The 17,212-nt window shown below is 71.8% G+C and carries 11 protein-coding genes and 1 pseudogene; 7 read left to right on the forward strand and 5 right to left on the reverse strand.

Annotated elements, in window-relative coordinates:
• The first annotated feature begins 91 nt into the window (after window positions 1-91).
• The 4 genes from ABD951_RS15490 (at window position 92) to ABD951_RS15505 (ending at window position 6,181) form a co-directional block, all read left to right on the forward strand.
• Entirely contained in the window at window positions 92-1,552 is a 1,461-nt protein-coding gene (locus tag ABD951_RS15490; protein WP_425569864.1) for a class I adenylate-forming enzyme family protein, read from the forward strand.
• 89 nt (window positions 1,553-1,641) lie between these two features.
• The gene (locus ABD951_RS15495) at window positions 1,642-3,474 is read left to right on the forward strand and encodes a DUF3556 domain-containing protein (RefSeq protein ID WP_345346466.1); all 1,833 of its coding nucleotides are present in this window, start codon (window positions 1,642-1,644) and stop codon (window positions 3,472-3,474) included.
• A complete protein-coding gene (locus ABD951_RS15500) occupies window positions 3,471-4,904 on the forward strand; it encodes a phytoene desaturase family protein (protein WP_345346469.1) in 1,434 nt (477 codons plus the stop codon). The genes ABD951_RS15495 and ABD951_RS15500 overlap by 4 nt, the downstream gene beginning before the upstream one ends.
• On the forward strand, window positions 4,901-6,181 hold the full coding sequence (locus ABD951_RS15505; RefSeq protein ID WP_345346472.1) for a PucR family transcriptional regulator: 1,281 nt from the start codon (window positions 4,901-4,903) through the stop codon (window positions 6,179-6,181). Before ABD951_RS15500 ends, ABD951_RS15505 begins: the two co-directional genes overlap by 4 nt.
• Before the next feature lie 19 nt (window positions 6,182-6,200).
• On the opposite strand, the gene ABD951_RS15510 is transcribed toward ABD951_RS15505, so the two are convergent.
• Together ABD951_RS15510 and glgP are read right to left on the reverse strand one after the other, a co-directional pair.
• Window positions 6,201-7,031, reverse strand: coding sequence for a dienelactone hydrolase family protein (locus ABD951_RS15510; RefSeq protein ID WP_345346475.1), 831 nt, complete (start codon window positions 7,029-7,031; stop codon window positions 6,201-6,203).
• Between the two features lie 12 nt (window positions 7,032-7,043).
• On the reverse strand, window positions 7,044-9,626 hold the full coding sequence (gene glgP, locus ABD951_RS15515) for an alpha-glucan family phosphorylase (protein ID WP_345346478.1): 2,583 nt from the start codon (window positions 9,624-9,626) through the stop codon (window positions 7,044-7,046).
• A 96-nt stretch (window positions 9,627-9,722) separates the two neighbouring features.
• Here glgP and ABD951_RS15520 point away from each other — a divergent pair, with 96 nt between their 5' ends.
• Genes ABD951_RS15520 through ABD951_RS15530 form a run of 3 tightly spaced genes read left to right on the forward strand, consistent with a single transcriptional unit; the run spans window position 9,723 to window position 15,354 of the window.
• The gene (locus ABD951_RS15520) at window positions 9,723-11,729 is read left to right on the forward strand and encodes an alpha-1,4-glucan--maltose-1-phosphate maltosyltransferase (RefSeq protein ID WP_345346481.1); all 2,007 of its coding nucleotides are present in this window, start codon (window positions 9,723-9,725) and stop codon (window positions 11,727-11,729) included.
• Window positions 11,726-13,930, forward strand: a complete 2,205-nt coding sequence (gene glgB, locus ABD951_RS15525; RefSeq protein WP_345346484.1) for a 1,4-alpha-glucan branching protein GlgB — start codon at window positions 11,726-11,728, stop codon at window positions 13,928-13,930. Before ABD951_RS15520 ends, glgB begins: the two co-directional genes overlap by 4 nt.
• On the forward strand, window positions 13,927-15,354 hold the full coding sequence (locus ABD951_RS15530) for a neutral zinc metallopeptidase (RefSeq protein WP_345346487.1): 1,428 nt from the start codon (window positions 13,927-13,929) through the stop codon (window positions 15,352-15,354). Before glgB ends, ABD951_RS15530 begins: the two co-directional genes overlap by 4 nt.
• A gap of 16 nt (window positions 15,355-15,370) precedes the next feature.
• On the opposite strand, the gene ABD951_RS15535 is transcribed toward ABD951_RS15530, so the two are convergent.
• The 3 genes and pseudogenes from ABD951_RS15535 to ABD951_RS15545 form a co-directional block, all read right to left on the reverse strand.
• Window positions 15,371-16,267 (reverse strand): tetratricopeptide repeat protein, encoded by an 897-nt coding sequence (locus tag ABD951_RS15535; RefSeq protein WP_345346499.1) that lies wholly within the window; start codon window positions 16,265-16,267, stop codon window positions 15,371-15,373.
• Between the two features lie 178 nt (window positions 16,268-16,445).
• Window positions 16,446-16,823: a DUF3817 domain-containing protein gene (locus tag ABD951_RS15540; RefSeq protein ID WP_345346490.1), complete on the reverse strand. Its 378-nt coding sequence runs from the start codon at window positions 16,821-16,823 to the stop codon at window positions 16,446-16,448.
• A 67-nt stretch (window positions 16,824-16,890) separates the two neighbouring features.
• Window positions 16,891-17,212: pseudogene (locus tag ABD951_RS15545) on the reverse strand (acetyl-CoA C-acyltransferase); the annotation flags it as partial.

Genomic DNA, 17,212 nt, shown 5'->3' on the forward strand with positions numbered 1-17,212 from the left:
GAAGTCTGGCCTCGCGGACCGTTTCACCCGCTCCACCGCGTCAATAGTGTCGGTGATCACACACCGAACGGATTGCGAGAACGTGGTGAACATGAGCTATTTCGCGTGGGACCGGGCAGCCGAGTACGGCGAACTCCCCTGTGTGCGTGACGATCACATCGAACTGACCTACCGGGCGTTCGCGGACCGCGTCGACGCGTTCGCGGCGCAGCTGGACCGGTCCGGGGTACGCGCCGGCGACACCGTCGCGGTGATGCTGCCGAACCGGGTCGAACTCCTGATCGCGCTGATGGCGGCGTGGCGTCTCGGCGCCGCCGCGACCCCGGTGAACCCGGCGTTCACCGCCGACGAGGCCGGATACCAGATCGACGACGCCGCAGCGGTTCTCGTGGTCACCCGGGACACCGACTCCCCCACCGCCGGCCGCCCCTCGATCACCGTCGCGGACATGGCCGTCGACCCCGACCCCGCATGGACCCCGCCCGGGCCACCGTCCGGTCCGGACCTGGCGTTGCTGATCTACACGTCGGGGTCGACGGGCCGGCCGAAGGGCGTGATGCTCACCCACGACAACCTGGACTTCATGACCGGCTCGACGGTCGCGGCCTTCGAGCTGACGAGCGACGACCACTGCATGCTGGTGCTGCCGTTGTTTCACGTGAACGCGATCTGCGTCAGCTTCCTGACGCCAATGCGGGTCGGTGCGCAGCTCAGCATCACCGGACACTTCTCGGCATCCCGGTTCTTCGACGACGTCGCCCGGCTGCGGCCCACGTACTTCTCTGCGGTACCGACGATCTACGCACTGCTGGTCTCGCAGGCCGAGGGCACCGAGCACGACCTGTCGTCGCTGCGACTGGCGGTGTGCGGTGCGGCGCCGATCTCGAAGGAACTGCTCGCTCGCGTGGAGCAGCGGCTCGGTCTCGTCGTGGTCGAGGGCTACGGCCTGACCGAGGGCACCTGCGCGTCTGCGTGCAACCCGATCGCCGGCCCCCGCAAGCCCGGGACCGTCGGACCGGCGATGCCCGGTCAGCGCATCGCGATCGCCGATGCGGACGGACGGTTCCTGCCGACCGGGACGGTCGGCGAGGTCCTGATCGCCGGGCCGAACGTGATGGCCGGCTACCTCGGCCGCCCGGACGAGACCGCCCGGACGGTGGTCGACGGCTGGCTGCACACCGGCGACGTCGGCCGTCTCGACGAGGACGGCTATCTCACCCTCGTGGACCGGATCAAGGACATGATCATCCGCGGTGGCGAGAACATCTACCCGAAGGAGATCGAGAACGCGCTGGCCACCCACGAGGGCGTTCTCGAGGCCGCGGTGATCGGCGCGCCGCACCGGGTGTACGGCGAGGTGCCCGTCGCCTACGTCGTCACGTATCCGGACGCCGACACCACCGCCGACGACCTCGCCGGACACCTGCGCGAGCGACTCGCGAAAGTCAAACTGCCCGTGCAGATCCACGTGACGGACGACCTGCCGCGCAACCCGGTCGGCAAGATCGACAAGCCCGGGCTGCGACGCCGGCACTCCCCCGCGACCGTCTGACTCGACGGCCACCACGGCACCTCGGGGCGACACCCGAGGCGATGACCCCTGCCCGAAACCCCGCAACACCCGAAACCCAGGAGCATCCAATGGGATTCAAGACCGGCAACTTCCCCGAGGTCGATCCGGCGACCTTCCTCGACCGACCGTTCCGTGACCGCCTGCGGGCCACGACCACCCACTGGGTCGACCACGGATTCGGAACCCCGAAGATGGTGCACGCCATCTACATCGTCAAGCTCCTGGTGCTCTACCTCGGCGCGGGTGTCACGATCGCGACACTCACCTCCGGCCTGAACCCGCTCCACGTCGGCGACTGGTGGAACGACCCGATCGTCTACCAGAAACTGATCCTCTGGACGGTGCTGCTCGAGTCGGTCGGCCTCGCCGGGTCGTGGGGTCCGCTGGCCGGCCACTTCTCGCCGATGACCGGCGGCATCCTGTACTGGCTGCGCCCGGGAACGATCCGGCTGCCACCGTGGCCCGGCAAGGTGCCGTTGACCTCCGGCGACACCCGCACCCCGGTCGACGTCGCCCTGTACCTGGCACTGCTGGCCACTCTCGTTGTGTCCCTGGCACTTCCGGGCGTCCACACCGCCTCCCTTGACGCGGCGGTCGCCGACAACTCCGGCCTGGTGCGCCCAGCGGTCGTGTTCCCGGCGATCGCGCTGCTGATCCTGCTCGGCCTGCGGGACAAGGTGATCTTCATCGCCGCCCGCGGCGAGCAGTACCTGCCGGCGATGGTGTTCTTCGCGACGCTGCCGTTCGTGGACATGATCGTCGCGCTCAAGCTGCTGATCGTGACGGTGTGGGTCGGCGCCGGCGTCTCGAAGCTGGGACACCACTTCTCGATGGTGGTGCCGCCGATGCTGAGCAACACCCCGTGGATGCTGTCGAAGCAGGTCAAGCGGGCCCACTACCGCAACTTCCCGCACGACCTGCTGCCGTCGCGGGCCGCCGGTGGGGTCGCGCACGTGCTCGGCACCCTCGTCGAGGTCGTCACCCCGCTCGTGCTGCTCTTCTCGACCAACCGGACGGTCACGCTCCTCGCGGTGGTCCTGATGGTCGCGTTCCACCTCTTCATCCTGTCCACGTTCCCGCTCGCGGTACCGCTCGAGTGGAACCTGCTGTTCGCGTACGCCTCGGTGTTCCTGTTCCTCGGGTTCCCGTCGTGGGAGGGCTACGGCGTCACGGACATGTCGTCGCCGTGGCTGACCGCGGTGATCGTGGCGGCCCTGCTGTTCTTCCCGGTCCTCGGCAACCTGCGTCCCGACCTGGTCTCGTTCCTGCCGTCGATGCGGCAGTACGCGGGCAACTGGGCGTCGGCCACGTGGGCGTTCGCCCCGGGCGTGGAGGACCGGATCGACGAGTGCATCCCGCGGCCGGCGAAGATGACCCGCGCCCAGCTGCTCGCGTCGTACCCGCCCGACGTCGCCGACGTGCTGATCCACCAGATTCTCGGCTGGCGGGCGATGCACAGCCAGGGCCGGGCCCTGTACTCGCTGATGATCAATCACCTCGGCGAGGACATCGACACCTACGCGCTGCGGGACGGCGAGTTCAGCTGCAACTCGGTCGCGGCGTTCAACTTCGGCGACGGCCACCTGCACGACGAGCACCTGATCGCCGCGATCCAGCGCCGCTGCAACTTCGCGCCGGGTGAGTTCCTCGTCGCCTGGATCGAGTCGCAGCCGATCCACAAGGGTGTGCAGGAGTACAAGGTGATCGACGCCGCGCTCGGCGTCATCGAACGCGGCACCTACCGGGTGTCGGACGCGATCGCGGAGCAGCCGTGGCTGCCGAACGGTCCCATCCCGTTCGACGTCCGGTGGACACTGGAGGTGGACGCGAACCGCGCGGAAACCGATCCCGGACACATCGAGGAGCCGCAGATGAGGGTGAACAAGGCGGTGCAGCCGTGACCACCGCGGTCGTCGTCGGCAGCGGGCCGAACGGGCTCGCTGCCGCGGTCCACCTCGCCCGCAGCGGCGTCGAGGTGCACGTCCTCGAGGCCGCCGACCGGATCGGCGGCGGCACCCGCTCCGCGGAGCTGACCGTCCCCGGCCTGATCCACGACGAGTGCTCGGCGTTCCACCCGATGGGCGCGGGCTCGCCGTACCTGCAGACGCTCGGTCTCGACCGGTACGGGCTGCGCTGGCGGTGGCCGGAGATCGACTGCGCCCACCCTCTCGACGACGGCACGGCCGGCCTGCTGTACCGGTCCCTGGACGCCACGGCCGCGGGACTCGGGGCCGACGGTCCGCGGTGGCGGCGCCTCGTCGGCGACCTGGCCACCGGCTTCGACGACCTCGCCGCCGACCTGATGCGGCCGATCGCGCGCGTGCCCCGGCACCCGGTCCGGCTCGCGGCGTTCGGGCCGCGGGCGCTGCTCCCGGCGACGGTCACCGCGCGGTGGCTGCGCACCGAACGGGCCCGGGCCCTGTACGGCGGGGTCGCCGCGCACGCCTACTACCGGCTCGACCGGCCGGCGACCTCGGCGGTCGGGCTGATGATCGCCGCCGCCGGGCACCGGTACGGGTGGCCGGTGGCCGAGGGCGGGTCCCGCGCGATCGCGGACGCGCTCGCCGCGATGCTGACCGATCACGGCGGGAAGATCAGCACCGGCGTCCGGGTCCGGAGTGCACGGGACATCCCGCCGGCCGACGTCGTCCTTCTCGACCTCGCTCCCGCGGCCGCGCTCGAGGTGCTCGGGGACCGGGTGCCCGCGCGGGTCGCCCGCGCCTACCGCCGGTTCCGGCACGGGGCGGCGGCGTTCAAGGTGGATTTCGCGGTGCAGGGACCGATCCCGTGGACGGACCCGGCGTGCGGCCGGGCCGGGACCGTGCACCTGGGCGGGACGTTCGCCGAGGTCGCCGCGGCCGAGCGCGACGTGACGGCGGGCCGGATGCCGCAGCGGCCGTTCGTCCTGCTCGGCCAGCAGTACGTCGCCGACCCGACCCGCTCCCGGGACGGACTGAACCCGGTGTACGCGTATGCCCATGTCCCGCACGGCTATTCCGGTGACGCCACCGAGTCGGTGCTCGCGCAGATCGAACGTTTCGCGCCGGGGTTCCGGGACCGGGTCGTCGCCACCACCGCGGCCGGGCCGGCGCGGCTGGCCGCGTCCAACCCGAACTACGTGGGCGGCGACATCATCGGGGGCGCGAACACCGAGACGCAGGTGGTCCTGCGCCCGCGGATCGCGCTGGACCCGTACGCCACCGGCGTCCCGGGCACCTACCTGTGTTCGGCGTCGACCCCGCCCGGGGCCGGAGCGCACGGGATGTGCGGGTTCAACGCGGCCGAGTCCGCGTTGCGCCGTCTGCGGCGGACCGGGGCCGAGGTGCTGTGAGCGAGGCGGCGTCGGTGCCCGTGTCGGCGGACGACGAGGTCCGCGCGATCGTCGTCGCGATCGCGCACGACCTCGACGCCCGCAAGACCGAGATCACCCGGTCGATGAGTGCCCTGCTCGCCCGCGAGATCGACCAGCTCGACGCGGATCCGAAACTCGTCGAGCTGCTCGAGGCGAGCGTCGCGGGCAACGTCGCGACGATCATCCACGTGCTCGCCAACGACATCCCGGTCGACCACCTGCAGCCGACGACCGCGGCGGTCGAGTACGCGCTGCGGTTGGCGCAGCGGGACGTCCCGTCCCACTCCCTCGTCCGGGCCTACCACATGGGCCAGGACGTTCTGCTGCGCACCTGCCACGACGCGGTCACCGCGCTCGACCTGCCGACCCGGCTCTCCCTCGACGTGGTGAGGTACATCTCGGACGTCGCCTACCGCTACATCGACTGGATCACGCTCTACGTCTTCGACACGTACGAGCGCGAACGTCGCCGCTGGATCGGTGCGCAGGCCGACGTCCACTCGTCCGCGATCCGCGCGCTCCTCGCGGGCGCGGCCGACGATCCGGCGCCGTTCGAGAGCGCCACCGGCTACCGGCTGTCCCGAACCCACGTCGCGATGATCGTGTGGTCCACCGACGACGCGGCGGACCTGCGCGCGCTGGATCGTTGCGTGCGCGGACTCGCGGCCCGGCTCGGCGCCGCCGGGCCGCCGATCCTGACCGCGGTCGACCGGCAAACCCTGTGGGCCTGGCTGCCTTTCGACCGGGAAGCACCGGCGGTCGCGTCGGCCGAGGTGGTGGCCACCGGCGCCGTGCCCGCGGGAGTCCGGGTCGCCCTCGGCATGCCGACGCCGGGTAGGACGGGGTTCCGCCGATCGCATCAGCAGGCCCTGGCGGCGTACTCGGTCGCGACGATGCCGGGTTCCGGGACCCGACCCGTCGTGGGTTTCGGCGACCGGGGCGTCGCGGTGGTCTCGCTGCTCGCCGAGAACCCGGACTCGACGCGGGCGTGGGTGTGGGAGGTGCTCGGACCCCTCGCCGAGGACACCGAACAGGCCGCGACGCTGCGCGCCACGCTGAGCACCTACTTCGCGACCGGCGAGAGCCACCTGCACACGGCACAGCGAATGAACCTGCACCGCAACACCGTCAAGTACCGCATCGCGAAAGCGCTGGGCGACCCCGCGGCCGGTCCGGGTACGCACAGCAAACTCGATCTCGCCCTGGCCCTGCAGGTGTGCGAGTACCTGGGCGCGAAGGTGCTGCGGCCCCGGTGATCCCGGCCGCGGGCCCCCCTCAGTTCGGGGGCTCGGCCGGCAACAGCCGCCGACGGAAGTGCTCGAGAACCCCGTCCAGCGCCTGCCTGGTCGGCTGGCCCGGTTCGTCGATCAGGTGCTCGGTCACCACCGAATGCGGCGGGAGCAGGGCGTCCGGGTTGGCGTCCGCGTCGTCGAGTTCGACGGCCACGAACGCATCGCCCAGTTCCCGGCGCAGGAACGCGAACCGTTCCGGCGGCACGAATCGGTCACCGCGGAAGCGGAGCCCGAGCACCTCGAGCCCCTCAGCGCAGCGCCGCCGGACGACCGCGAGTTCGTCGGGGCCGATGTCGACCGTCGCCCGGCGGGCGGGCGTGATCGCCAACGGGAGCGACGGCTGCGACAGCACCGGCGCGACGAGCCGGTCGTCGGTGGCCATCGCGAGAGCGAATCCCCCGCTGAGACACATCCCGATGGCGCCGATTCCGGGGCCGCCGCAGCGCTCGTGCTCGTGGGCGCCGAGCGCTCGCAGCCACGTCACGACCGGCGAGCTCCGGCCGGTGGCGAAGATGGTGAACTCGCGGCTGACGCAGACGTGGGTCATCGTCCGGACGCCGTAGGCCGCGGCCCCCACCCGCCCGTGTGCCGCGGGGTCCGGGTCCCGCCCGGCGATCCCGAACAGGTCGGGCAGGACCGCGGTCAGTCCGAGGTCGCGGACCCGGCGGGCGAACGCCGCGACCTTGGGTGTGATGCCCGGGACCTCGGCGATCACGATCACGGCGGGGCCGGTTCCCGAGCGGAAGACCGTGCGGGCCGTTCCGGCGTGCGTGAACGACTCGCGGGTGAAGTCGGCGAGCAGGTCGTCGGCCATCGTCGTCTCCCGTCACCGTGCCGGCATCGCGACGAGGCCCGGCTCCGCATCCGCCGCCAGCAGCTCGTGGTGCGGCAGCACGCGGACGGTGTACCCGACGGCACCCGACCGCGGGAGCTGCGTGTCGACGACGTACACCTGACCCAGCTCCTCGGCCCCGGCGTGGCTCATCGGGACGGTGACGACGTCGGTGAGGTCGTCGTCCGGCCCGACCCGCCCGAGCACCGCCTGCACGGTCACCTCCTCGGGGTCGAGTCCGCCGAGGTGGACGTACGCGCGCAGTGACAGGTCCGCGCCGATGACCGGGGTGTCGGGCAGTCCGGAACTGTCGACCTGGACCACCTGGACCGCCGGCCAGGCCGCCTCGACCCGTGCCCGGAAGCGCGCGACCTGCCGGGCGCCGGCATACGCGTCGGCCACCGCGGCCCGTCCCGCCCGGCCCGCGGGCGCGTACCAGTCGACGACGTAGTCCCGAACCATGCGTGACGCCAGCACCTTCGGCCCCAGCGACTGCAGCGTGTGCCGGACCATCTCCACCCAGCGCACCGGGACCCCGTCCGCGTCGCGGTCGTAGAACTTCGGCAGCACCGACTGCTCGAGCAGTTCGTACAGCGCGTTCGCCTCGAGGTCGTCGCGCCGTGCCTCGTCGGTCACGCCGTCCGCCGTCGGGATCGCCCACCCGTTCTCACCGTCGAACATCTCGTCCCACCACCCGTCCCGGATGGACAGGTTCAGCCCGCCGTTGAGTGCCGACTTCATGCCCGACGTGCCGCACGCCTCGAGCGGCCGCAGCGGGTTGTTCAGCCACACGTCGCAGCCCCAGTACAGGAACCGCGCCATCGACATGTCGTAGTCGGGCAGGAAGACGATGCGGTGCCGCACGTCGTGCGCGTCGGCGAACCGCACCACCTGCTGGATCAGCGCCTTGCCGCCGTCGTCGGCCGGGTGGCTCTTGCCCGCGACCACCAGTTGCACCGGCCGCTTCGGGTCGAGCAGCAGCGCCCGCAGCCGTTCGGGGTCGCGCAGCATCAGGGTCAGCCGCTTGTAGGTCGGCACCCGCCGCGCGAATCCGACGGTCAGCACGTCCGGGTCGAAAACGTCTGCGGTCCACCCCAGTTCGGCGTCGGTGGCGCCGCGTTCGAGCCACGAGGCCCGCACCCGCCGCCGGACCTCGTCGACCAGCTGCCCGCGCAGGACGGTGCGGGTCGCCCACAACTCGGCCGACGGGATCCCGGTGAGCTGCTCCCACCCGCGGCCCTCCTCGACCAGCTCGGGGCCGACCGTGCGGCGCGCCAGGTCCATCCACTCCCGGGCCGCCCAGGTCGGCGCGTGCACCCCGTTGGTCACCGACCCGATCGGCACCTCGGCCGCGTCGAATCCCGGCCACAGCCCGTTGAACATCTCCCGGCTGACGATGCCGTGCAGCTTCGAGACCCCGTTGGCACGCTGGCCGAGCCGCAGGCCCATGTGCGCCATGTTGAACACCGACGGGTCCGCCTCACGACCCAGCTCGACGATGCGATCGACCCGCAGGCCGGGCATCAGCGCGGACTCGTCGCCGCCCGATGCCCCGAAGTAGTGCCGCACCAGGTCGACCGGGAACCGGTCGATACCGGCAGGCACCGGGGTGTGGGTGGTGAACACGGTCGACGCGCGCACCGCCGCCAGCGCCTCGTCGAACTCGAGTCCGGCTCCGGTGACCAGCTCGCGGATCCGCTCCACCCCGAGGAACCCGGCGTGACCCTCGTTCATGTGGAACACCTCGGGGTCGGCGAGTCCCTCCGAGCGCGTGTACGCCCGCACCGCCCGCACCCCGCCGATCCCGGCCAGGATCTCCTGCTTGATCCGGTGGTCCTGGTCGCCGCCGTACAGCCGGTCGGTGACCCCGCGCAGTTCGGGGTCGTTCTCGGCGATGTCCGAGTCCAGCAGCAGCAGCGGCACCCGGCCCACCCGCGCGACCCACACCCGGGCCCGCAGCACCCGGCCACCGGGCATCGCGACGTGCAGCAGAACCGGCGCGCCGCCCGCACCGGTCAGCAGCCGCAGCGGCAGCCCCTGCGGGTCGAGCGCCGGATAGTGCTCGGCCTGCCAGCCGTCGGCGGTCAGCGACTGCCGGAAGTAGCCGGACCGGTAGAGCAACCCGACCCCGATCAACGGCACCCCGAGATCGGAGGCGGCCTTGAGGTGGTCGCCGGCCAGGATGCCGAGCCCGCCCGAGTAGTTCGGCAGCACCTCGGTGACGCCGAACTCCATCGAGAAGTAGGCGATCCCGGTGGCCAGGTCGGCGCCGGCGGCCTGCTGGTTCTGATACCACCGCGGCCGGTCCAGGTACTCGTCGAGATCGGCCTCGAGGCGGTCGAGTTCGGCGACGAATCCGGCGTCGGCGGCCAGTTCGTCGAGCCGCCCGGGGGCGACCTCGCCGAGCATCCGGACCGGGTCGTGACGGAGCTCCGCCCACAGTCGCGGGTCGATCCGGGCGAACAGATCCTGCGTCGGCGGATGCCACGACCAGCGCAGGTTCGTCGACAGCTTTCCCAGAGCGGACAGCCGGACGGGCAGGTGGGCACGGACGGTGAACCGACGCAAGGCTTTCACCAGGCGAAGACTACCGACCCCCGTGCGGTCGGTCCTGTCGTACGCGGGCGCTTCGTCACGCGCGAGCAGCGGCCCGATACCCGTAAGGTCTGTTCCATGACCGGGCGGATAGGCATCGACGACGTCGTCCCCGAGATCGCGGGCGGACACCTCCCGGCGAAGGCGGTCGTGGGCGAGACCTTCCCGGTGTCCGCCACGGTGTGGCGGGAGGGGCACGACGCGGTGGCCGCCACCCTGGCGGTGCGCGGCCCCGGCTTCACGCGCAGCATCCGCATCCCGATGGTGCCGGGACCGCTGCCCGACACGTTCGCGGCCGCGTTCACCCCCACCGGCCCGGGCATCTGGAGCTACCGCGTCGAGGGCTGGAGCGATCCGATCACCACCTGGCGCAACGCGATCGAGGTGAAACTCGCGGTCGGGCAGGGCGCGGCCGAACTCGCGAACGACCTCGAGACCGGGGCACGGCTGTTCGAGCGGGCGGCCCGGTCGGTGCCGCGCGGCGACCGGCACCGCTGCCTCGCGGTCGCCGCCGCCCTGCGCGGCGGCCACCACCTGCCGGAGCGGGTCGCACCCGCGTTCGCCCCCGCCGTCACCGAGCTGCTGCGCGCACACCCGTTGCGGGACCTGCTCACCCGCGGCCGCCCCCTGCAGGTGTGGGTGGACCGCACTCGGGCGCTGTTCGGGTCGTGGTACGAGTTCTTCCCCCGCTCGACCGGCGGGTGGGACGCCGGGGGGAAGCCGCGGCACGGCACGTTCGCCACCGCGGCGAACGACCTCCCGAGGATCGCCGCGATGGGCTTCGACGTGGTGTACCTGCCGCCGATCCACCCGATCGGCCGGGTGAACCGCAAGGGCCCGAACAACTCCCTGACCCCGGGCCCCGACGACGTCGGCTCGCCGTGGGCGATCGGGGCCGCGGAGGGCGGGCACGACGCGATCCACCCGGAACTCGGCACCCTGCGGGACTTCCGCGCCTTCGTCGCGCGCGCCGGACGACTCGGGCTCGAGGTCGCACTCGACCTCGCACTGCAGTGCGCCCCGGACCACCCGTGGGCCGCCTCCCACCCGGAATGGTTCACCGTCCTGCCCGACGGCACGATCGCCTACGCGGAGAACCCGCCGAAGAAGTACCAGGACATCTACCCGATCAACTTCGACGACGACCGCGACGGCATCTACACCGAGGTGCTGCGCGTGGTGCGGTTCTGGATCGACAACGGGGTCAAGATCTTCCGGGTCGACAACCCGCACACCAAGCCGCCGGACTTCTGGGAGTGGTTGATCGCGGAGGTCAAGGTGACCGACCCCGACGTGCTGTTCCTGTCGGAGGCGTTCACCCGGCCGGCCCGGATGTACGGGCTCGCCAGACGCGGTTTCACCCAGTCCTACACGTATTTCACCTGGCGGGTGCACAAGCAGGAACTGGTGGAGTTCGGCCTGGAGATCGCGGCGAAGGCCGACGAGGCGCGGCCGAACCTGTTCGTCAACACCCCGGACATCCTGCACGAGTCGCTGCAGGTGGGCGGCCCCGGCATGTTCGCGGTGCGGGCCGCACTCGCGGCGACCCTCGCGCCGACGTGGGGCGTGTACTCGGGATACGAACTCTACGAACACGTCCCGCTGCGTCCCGGCAGCGAGGAGTACCTGGACTCGGAGAAGTACCAGCTGCGGCCGCGGGACTTCGACGGCGCCCGCGCCCGGGGCGAGTCGCTCGAGCCGTGGATCACCACGCTCAACCGCATCCGCCGCGCACACCCCGCGCTGCAGCAGTTGCGCAACATCACCTTCCACCACGTCGACAACGACTCGCTGATCGCGTACTCGAAGTTCGACCCGGTGACCGGGGACGCGGTGCTCACCGTCGTCAACCTCAACCCGTACGGCGCCGAGCAGGGCATGATCTGGCTGGACATGCCCGCGATCGGACACGACTGGCAGGACCACCTCACCGTCCTCGACGAGGTGTCGGGCGAGCAGTTCCACTGGGGCCAAACCAATTTCATCCGCCTAGAGCCGTGGCGCGCGGTCGCACACATTCTCGCGCTGCCCCCGGTCCCCCTCCCCGCGCGGCTGCACCTGGCGCACCGCCCGCCGGTCTCGTGACCGCCGCCACGCCGCGCCCCGGCGCGGCCCCGACCCCCGACGACCTCGCCCGTCTGACGGCAGGCATCCACCACGACCCGCACTCGGTGCTGGGCGCGCACCCGCACCCCGACGGCACCGTGATCCGGGCCCTGCGCCCCCACGCGGTCGCGGTCGCGGCCCGCATCGGCGGCGTCGACCACCCGCTCGCCCACCTCGCGGACGGCGTGTTCGGCGCGGTGGTCCCGTTTGTCGATCTCGCCGACTACCGCCTCGTGGTCGAGTACCCCGGCGACCACACCGTCGTGGTCGCCGACGGCTACCGCTTCCTCCCGACGCTCGGCGAGCTCGACCTGCACCTGCTGCGTGAGGGCAGGCACGAACGGCTGTGGGAGGTGCTCGGCGCCCACCCCCGCGGCTACACCACTCCGGACGGCGAGGTCGCCGGGACCTCGTTCGCGGTGTGGGCGCCGAACGCGCGCGGCGTCGCCGTGATGGGCGACTTCGACGGGTGGGGCGGGCGGCAGGCCCCGATGCGCGTGCTCGGCTCGACCGGGGTCTGGGAGGTGTTCGTCCCCGGCATCGGCCCCGGCGAGCTGTACAAGTTCCGCGTCCACTGCCGCGACGGATCCGTCCGGGACAAGGCCGACCCGATGGCGTTCGCCACCGAAGTGCCACCCGCGACCGCGTCCCGGGTGACCCGGTCCACGCACACCTGGACCGACGAGGACTGGATCGCGGCGCGGGCGCACCGGGAACCGAACCAGGAGCCGATGAGCGTCTACGAGGTGCACCTCGGGTCGTGGCGGCCCGGTCTCGGCTATCTCGAACTGGCCGAGCAGCTCGCCGACCACGTCACCGCGGCCGGCTTCACCCACGTCGAGCTGCTGCCGGTCGCCGAGCACCCGTACGGCGGGTCCTGGGGATACCAGGTGACCTCGTACTACGCCCCCACCGCACGGTTCGGCACCCCCGACGACTTCCGTTCCTTCGTCGACCGGATGCACCGGGCCGGCGTCGGCGTGATCGTCGACTGGGTACCGGCGCACTTCCCGAAGGACGAGTGGGCGCTGGCCCGCTTCGACGGCGAACCGCTCTACGAACACGCGGATCCCCAACGGGGTGAGCAGCTCGACTGGGGCACCTACGTTTTCGACTTCGGCCGACCCGAGGTCCGCAACTTCCTCGTCGCGAACGCGCGGTACTGGATCGACGAGTTCCACGTCGACGGTCTGCGCGTGGACGCGGTCGCCTCGATGCTCTACCTCGACTACTCCCGCCCGCCCGGCGGGTGGACCCCGAACGCCCACGGTGGCCGCGAGAACCTCGAGGCGGTGGCCTTCCTCCAGGAGATGAACGCCACCGTCCACAAACACCACCCGGGCGTGGTGACGATCGCCGAGGAGTCCACCGCCTGGCCCGGGGTCACCCGCACCACCACCGTCGGCGGTCTCGGGTTCTCGATGAAGTGGAACATGGGCTGGATGCACGACACCCTCGGCTACCTCGGCCGCGATCCGGTGCACCGCAGCTTCCACCACCACGAGATCACCTTCTCGTTGATGTACGCGTGGAGCGAGAACTACCTGCTGCCGATCAGCCACGACGAGGTCGTGCACGGCAAGGGCACGCTGTGGACCCGGATGCCCGGTGACGACCACGCCAAGGCCGCCGGCCTGCGAGCGCTGCTCGCCTACATGTGGGCGCACCCCGGCAAGCAACTGCTGTTCATGGGCCAGGAGTTCGGGCAGCGCACCGAGTGGTCCGAGGAGCTCGGCCTGGACTGGCACCAGCTCGACGACGTGCACACCGGCGCCCTGCAACGCGGTGTGCTCGCCCTGGTCCGCGACCTGAACGCCGTGTACCGGGCGGCTCCGGCGCTGTGGACGCTCGACACCTCGCCCGGCGGCTACTCGTGGATCGACGCCAACGACACCGAGAACAACGTGCTCAGCTTCCTGCGCTACGGCACCGACGGCTCGGTCGTGGCCTGCCTGTTCAACTTCTCGGGCACCCGGCACGACCGGTACCGGGTCGGGCTGCCCGAGCCGGGCCGCTGGTCCGAGATTCTCAACACCGACGCCGAGACCTATCACGGCGGCGGAGTCGGTAACTTCGGAGGGGTGACCGCCACCACCGACACCTGGCACGGCCGCCCGGCGTCCGCCGAGGTGACACTGCCGGCGAACGCCGCGATCTGGCTGCGCCGGGACCGGCCGTGACCCGCCTGCCGCTCGCGGTCGCCGCGGCGGTGGCCGGCGCCGCCCTGCTCGCCGGGTGCGGGTCGGTGATCGACGGCCGCCCGGTGTCGATCTACGACAACCCGTTCACGGTCGCCGGCCTGCCCGCCACCGACGGTCCGAGTGGTCCGCGCCCCGACGCGCCGCCGTCCACGCTGGCCGTGCGGGGCGCCGACGGATCGGCCGCCGACACCCTGGCCACCAACGCCGTCGACGACATCACCGCGTTCTGGCGCTCCACGTACCCGCACGCGTTCGCCGGGACCTTCCGGCCCGTCACCGATCTGGTCTCCTGGGACCCCGACGTCGCTCCCGCCGAGTCCGGGACGTTCTGTGGCGACAACACCCACGGTGTAATCAATGCCGGCTACTGCACCGGGGACGGCTCGATCGGCTGGGACCGGACCTCGCTGCTGCCCGCCCTGATGGACACGTTCGGACCGATGTCGGTCGTGATGGTGATGGCCCACGAGTACGGCCACGCCGTCCAGCACGACTCCGGGCTCGCCGGCGACGACGACCCCACCCTGGTGCTCGAACAGCAGGCGGACTGCTTCGCCGGCGCGTACATGCGGTACGTCGCGGCCGGCGACTCCGCGCACTTCACCCTCAACACCTCCGACGGCCTGAACTCGGTGATGGCCGCGATGGTCGCCGTTCGCGACATCGACCCGAGCGACCCCGAGTCCGTACACGGATCGGCGTTCGAGCGGGTCACCGCGTTCCAGATGGGATTCACCGACGGTGCCCGCGCCTGCACCGCGATCGACGAGGCCGAGGTCGAGGGTCGGCGCGCGCAGCTGCCCCAGCAGTTCACGACGGCCGCCGACACCGGCGAGACGCCCGTCACCGAGCAGACGGTGCAGATGACCGTCGACTCGCTGCAGTCGCTGTTCGCGTTGACCGATCCACCGCGGGTCGAGTTCGCCGGGGCCGACACCGGATGCCCCGACGCCCACTCGACCGAACCGGTGTCGTACTGCCCGGCGACCAACACGATCGGCGTCTCGATGCCCGACCTGGTCGAGCGCGGCACCCCGCACGCCGGTGACCCGAACGACCTCTCGACCGACATCCGCGGCGATTTCGGCGCGTATGTGCTCGTCGCGTCGCGGTACACGCTGGCCGTGCAGCGGGCGGCCGGGGATTCGCTGACCGACCCGAAGACCGCGTTGCGCGCGGCCTGCCTGTCCGGCGCGTGGACCGCGGCCACCGCGGTCGGGCAGGCGGGCCGGCTGAGCCTGTCACCCGGGGACCTCGACGAGGCCGCGTCCGGGTTGCTCACCGACGGCCTGATGGCCAGCGACGTCGACGGGGTCACCGTGCCCAGCGGATTCGCGCGTGTCGACGCCTTCCGATCCGGCGTGCTCGGCGGCCGCGAGGCCTGCGCCAACCGCTACGGCTAGCGCGGCTGCGCGGCCCCTAGTACAGCGCCGACGCCAGCTTGCGGCGCGCCGCGACGACGACCGGGTCGGCCGGGTCGAAGAGCTCGAACAACTCGAGCAGGCGGGTACGGACCGTCGTCCTGTCGTCACCGGCATACCGCTTGACCGCATCGATCAGCACCGTGAACGCGTCCTCCGCCTGCTGCGTGTAGAGCAGCGCGTCCGCGGCGTCGAGCTGGGCCGCGACGTTCGCCGGCTCCGCGGCCGCGGCCGCCACCGCGTCCGGCGCGACGTTCTGGACCCGGGCCAGGAAACGCACCTGACGCTGCGCGGCGACGGCCTGCTTGTTGCCCGGCTCCGCGTCGAGGATCGCCTGGTACGCGGCGTCGGCGCCGTCGAGGTCACCCTCGGCGAGAGCGTCCTCGGCGGCGACGAACCGGGGATCCTCCGGCTCCGGCTCGGCGCCCTCCGGCTGCGGCGGGCCCGACAGCTTGCCCGCGGTCGCGGCGAGCACCTGGCCGAGCCAGCCGCGCACCTGGTCGACCGGCTGGACGCCCTGGAAGTCGGCGAGCGGCTGACCCGCCGCGACCGCGACCACCGTCGGGATGCCCTGGACCCCGAACGCCTGCGCGATCCGCATGTTCGCGTCGACGTCGACCGTCGCGAGCACCCACGTGCCGTTGCCCTCGCGCGCGAGCTCCTCGAGCTCGCGGGTGAACGCGGCACTGGCCTCGCTGCGCGCCGACCACAGCGCGACGAGCACCACGACCTGCAGCGACCGCTCGAGCACCTCCGCCTCGAACGACGCCTCGGTGATCTCCACGACCGGCGACAGACCGGTCGCCGGGCCGTCACCGGTCGCGGGCGCCGCGGTCGGCGCCGGAGGCGGCTGCGGGCGGTCCTTGAGTCCGGACAGATCCACTGCGCCGGACATGGCGGCCGCCAGTGCGGCCGACGGAGGTGCGGGCTGACGGGAACCGGGTCGAGTCACGATGCCAGTCTGTCACAGGCGCGGCCCCGCCTTCCGGTCCCGGCCGCCGGTGCCCGGGACCGGCCCCGGAAACGACTGCGCCCCCGGACCGTGTGCGGTTCGGGGGCGGCGCGAAGTCGGGTCAGACGGCGTCGAGTTCGCGGTCGGCAGCGGCGGGCGCGGCGGCACCGGCGGTCGCCGACAGCTCACCGAGCCGGCCGTTGTTGACGGCCCACCGCTCGAAGATCACCGAACCGAACGGGGGCACGCTGGACACCAGGGCCCAGAACGTGGTGCCGAGGCTCCACTTCAGCGAGCGCGCGGTGAGCAGCGCGATGATCACGAACGGGATGAACGCGGCGACGCCGTGGATCATGCCGGGGATCCGGACGGCCTCCTCGTATCCGAGGACCCACTTGAAGAACATCGCAACGAGCAGGATCGCCCAGGTGACGGCCTCCCAGACGGCGACAAGTCGGAAGCGCTTCGCGGGGGTGGACACGTCGAGAATCGTCGGCATGGGCTCCATTGTGCCCGAGCACAGGGCGTCGCAGACTGTGATCTACGACGCCCTGTAGTCGCTCGTCCTACTTCTTCGGGACCCGGACGATCAGTGCGTCACCCTGCCCGCCACCACCACACAGGGCCGCGGCACCGACACCACCGCCACGACGGCCCAGCTCCAGCGCCAGGTGCAGCGCGATCCGCGCACCCGACATCCCCAGCGGGTGACCGAGCGCGATCGCGCCGCCGTTGACGTTCACCCTCTCCGGGTCGATGCCCAGCTCCCGGGCCGACACGATGCCGACCGCGGCGAACGCCTCGTTGATCTCGACCAGATCCAGGTCCTTCGGGTCGATGCCCTCCCGCGCACACGCCTTCGCGATCGCGTTCGCCGGCTGCGACTGC

The sequence above is a fragment of the Rhodococcus olei genome (genome assembly GCF_039540555.1).
Taxonomy (GTDB): Bacteria; Actinomycetota; Actinomycetes; order Mycobacteriales; family Mycobacteriaceae; genus Rhodococcus_G; species Rhodococcus_G olei.

Coding starts and splice junctions, on each gene's coding strand:
- ABD951_RS15535 (WP_345346499.1), bottom strand. CDS start 16,267: ATGTCCGGCGCAGTGGATCTGTCCGGACTCAAGGACCGCCCGCAGCCG.
- ABD951_RS15495 (WP_345346466.1), top strand. CDS start 1,642: ATGGGATTCAAGACCGGCAACTTCCCCGAGGTCGATCCGGCGACCTTC.
- ABD951_RS15490 (WP_425569864.1), top strand. CDS start 92: ATGAGCTATTTCGCGTGGGACCGGGCAGCCGAGTACGGCGAACTCCCC.
- ABD951_RS15540 (WP_345346490.1), bottom strand. CDS start 16,823: ATGCCGACGATTCTCGACGTGTCCACCCCCGCGAAGCGCTTCCGACTT.
- ABD951_RS15520 (WP_345346481.1), top strand. CDS start 9,723: ATGACCGGGCGGATAGGCATCGACGACGTCGTCCCCGAGATCGCGGGC.
- ABD951_RS15510 (WP_345346475.1), bottom strand. CDS start 7,031: ATGGCCGACGACCTGCTCGCCGACTTCACCCGCGAGTCGTTCACGCAC.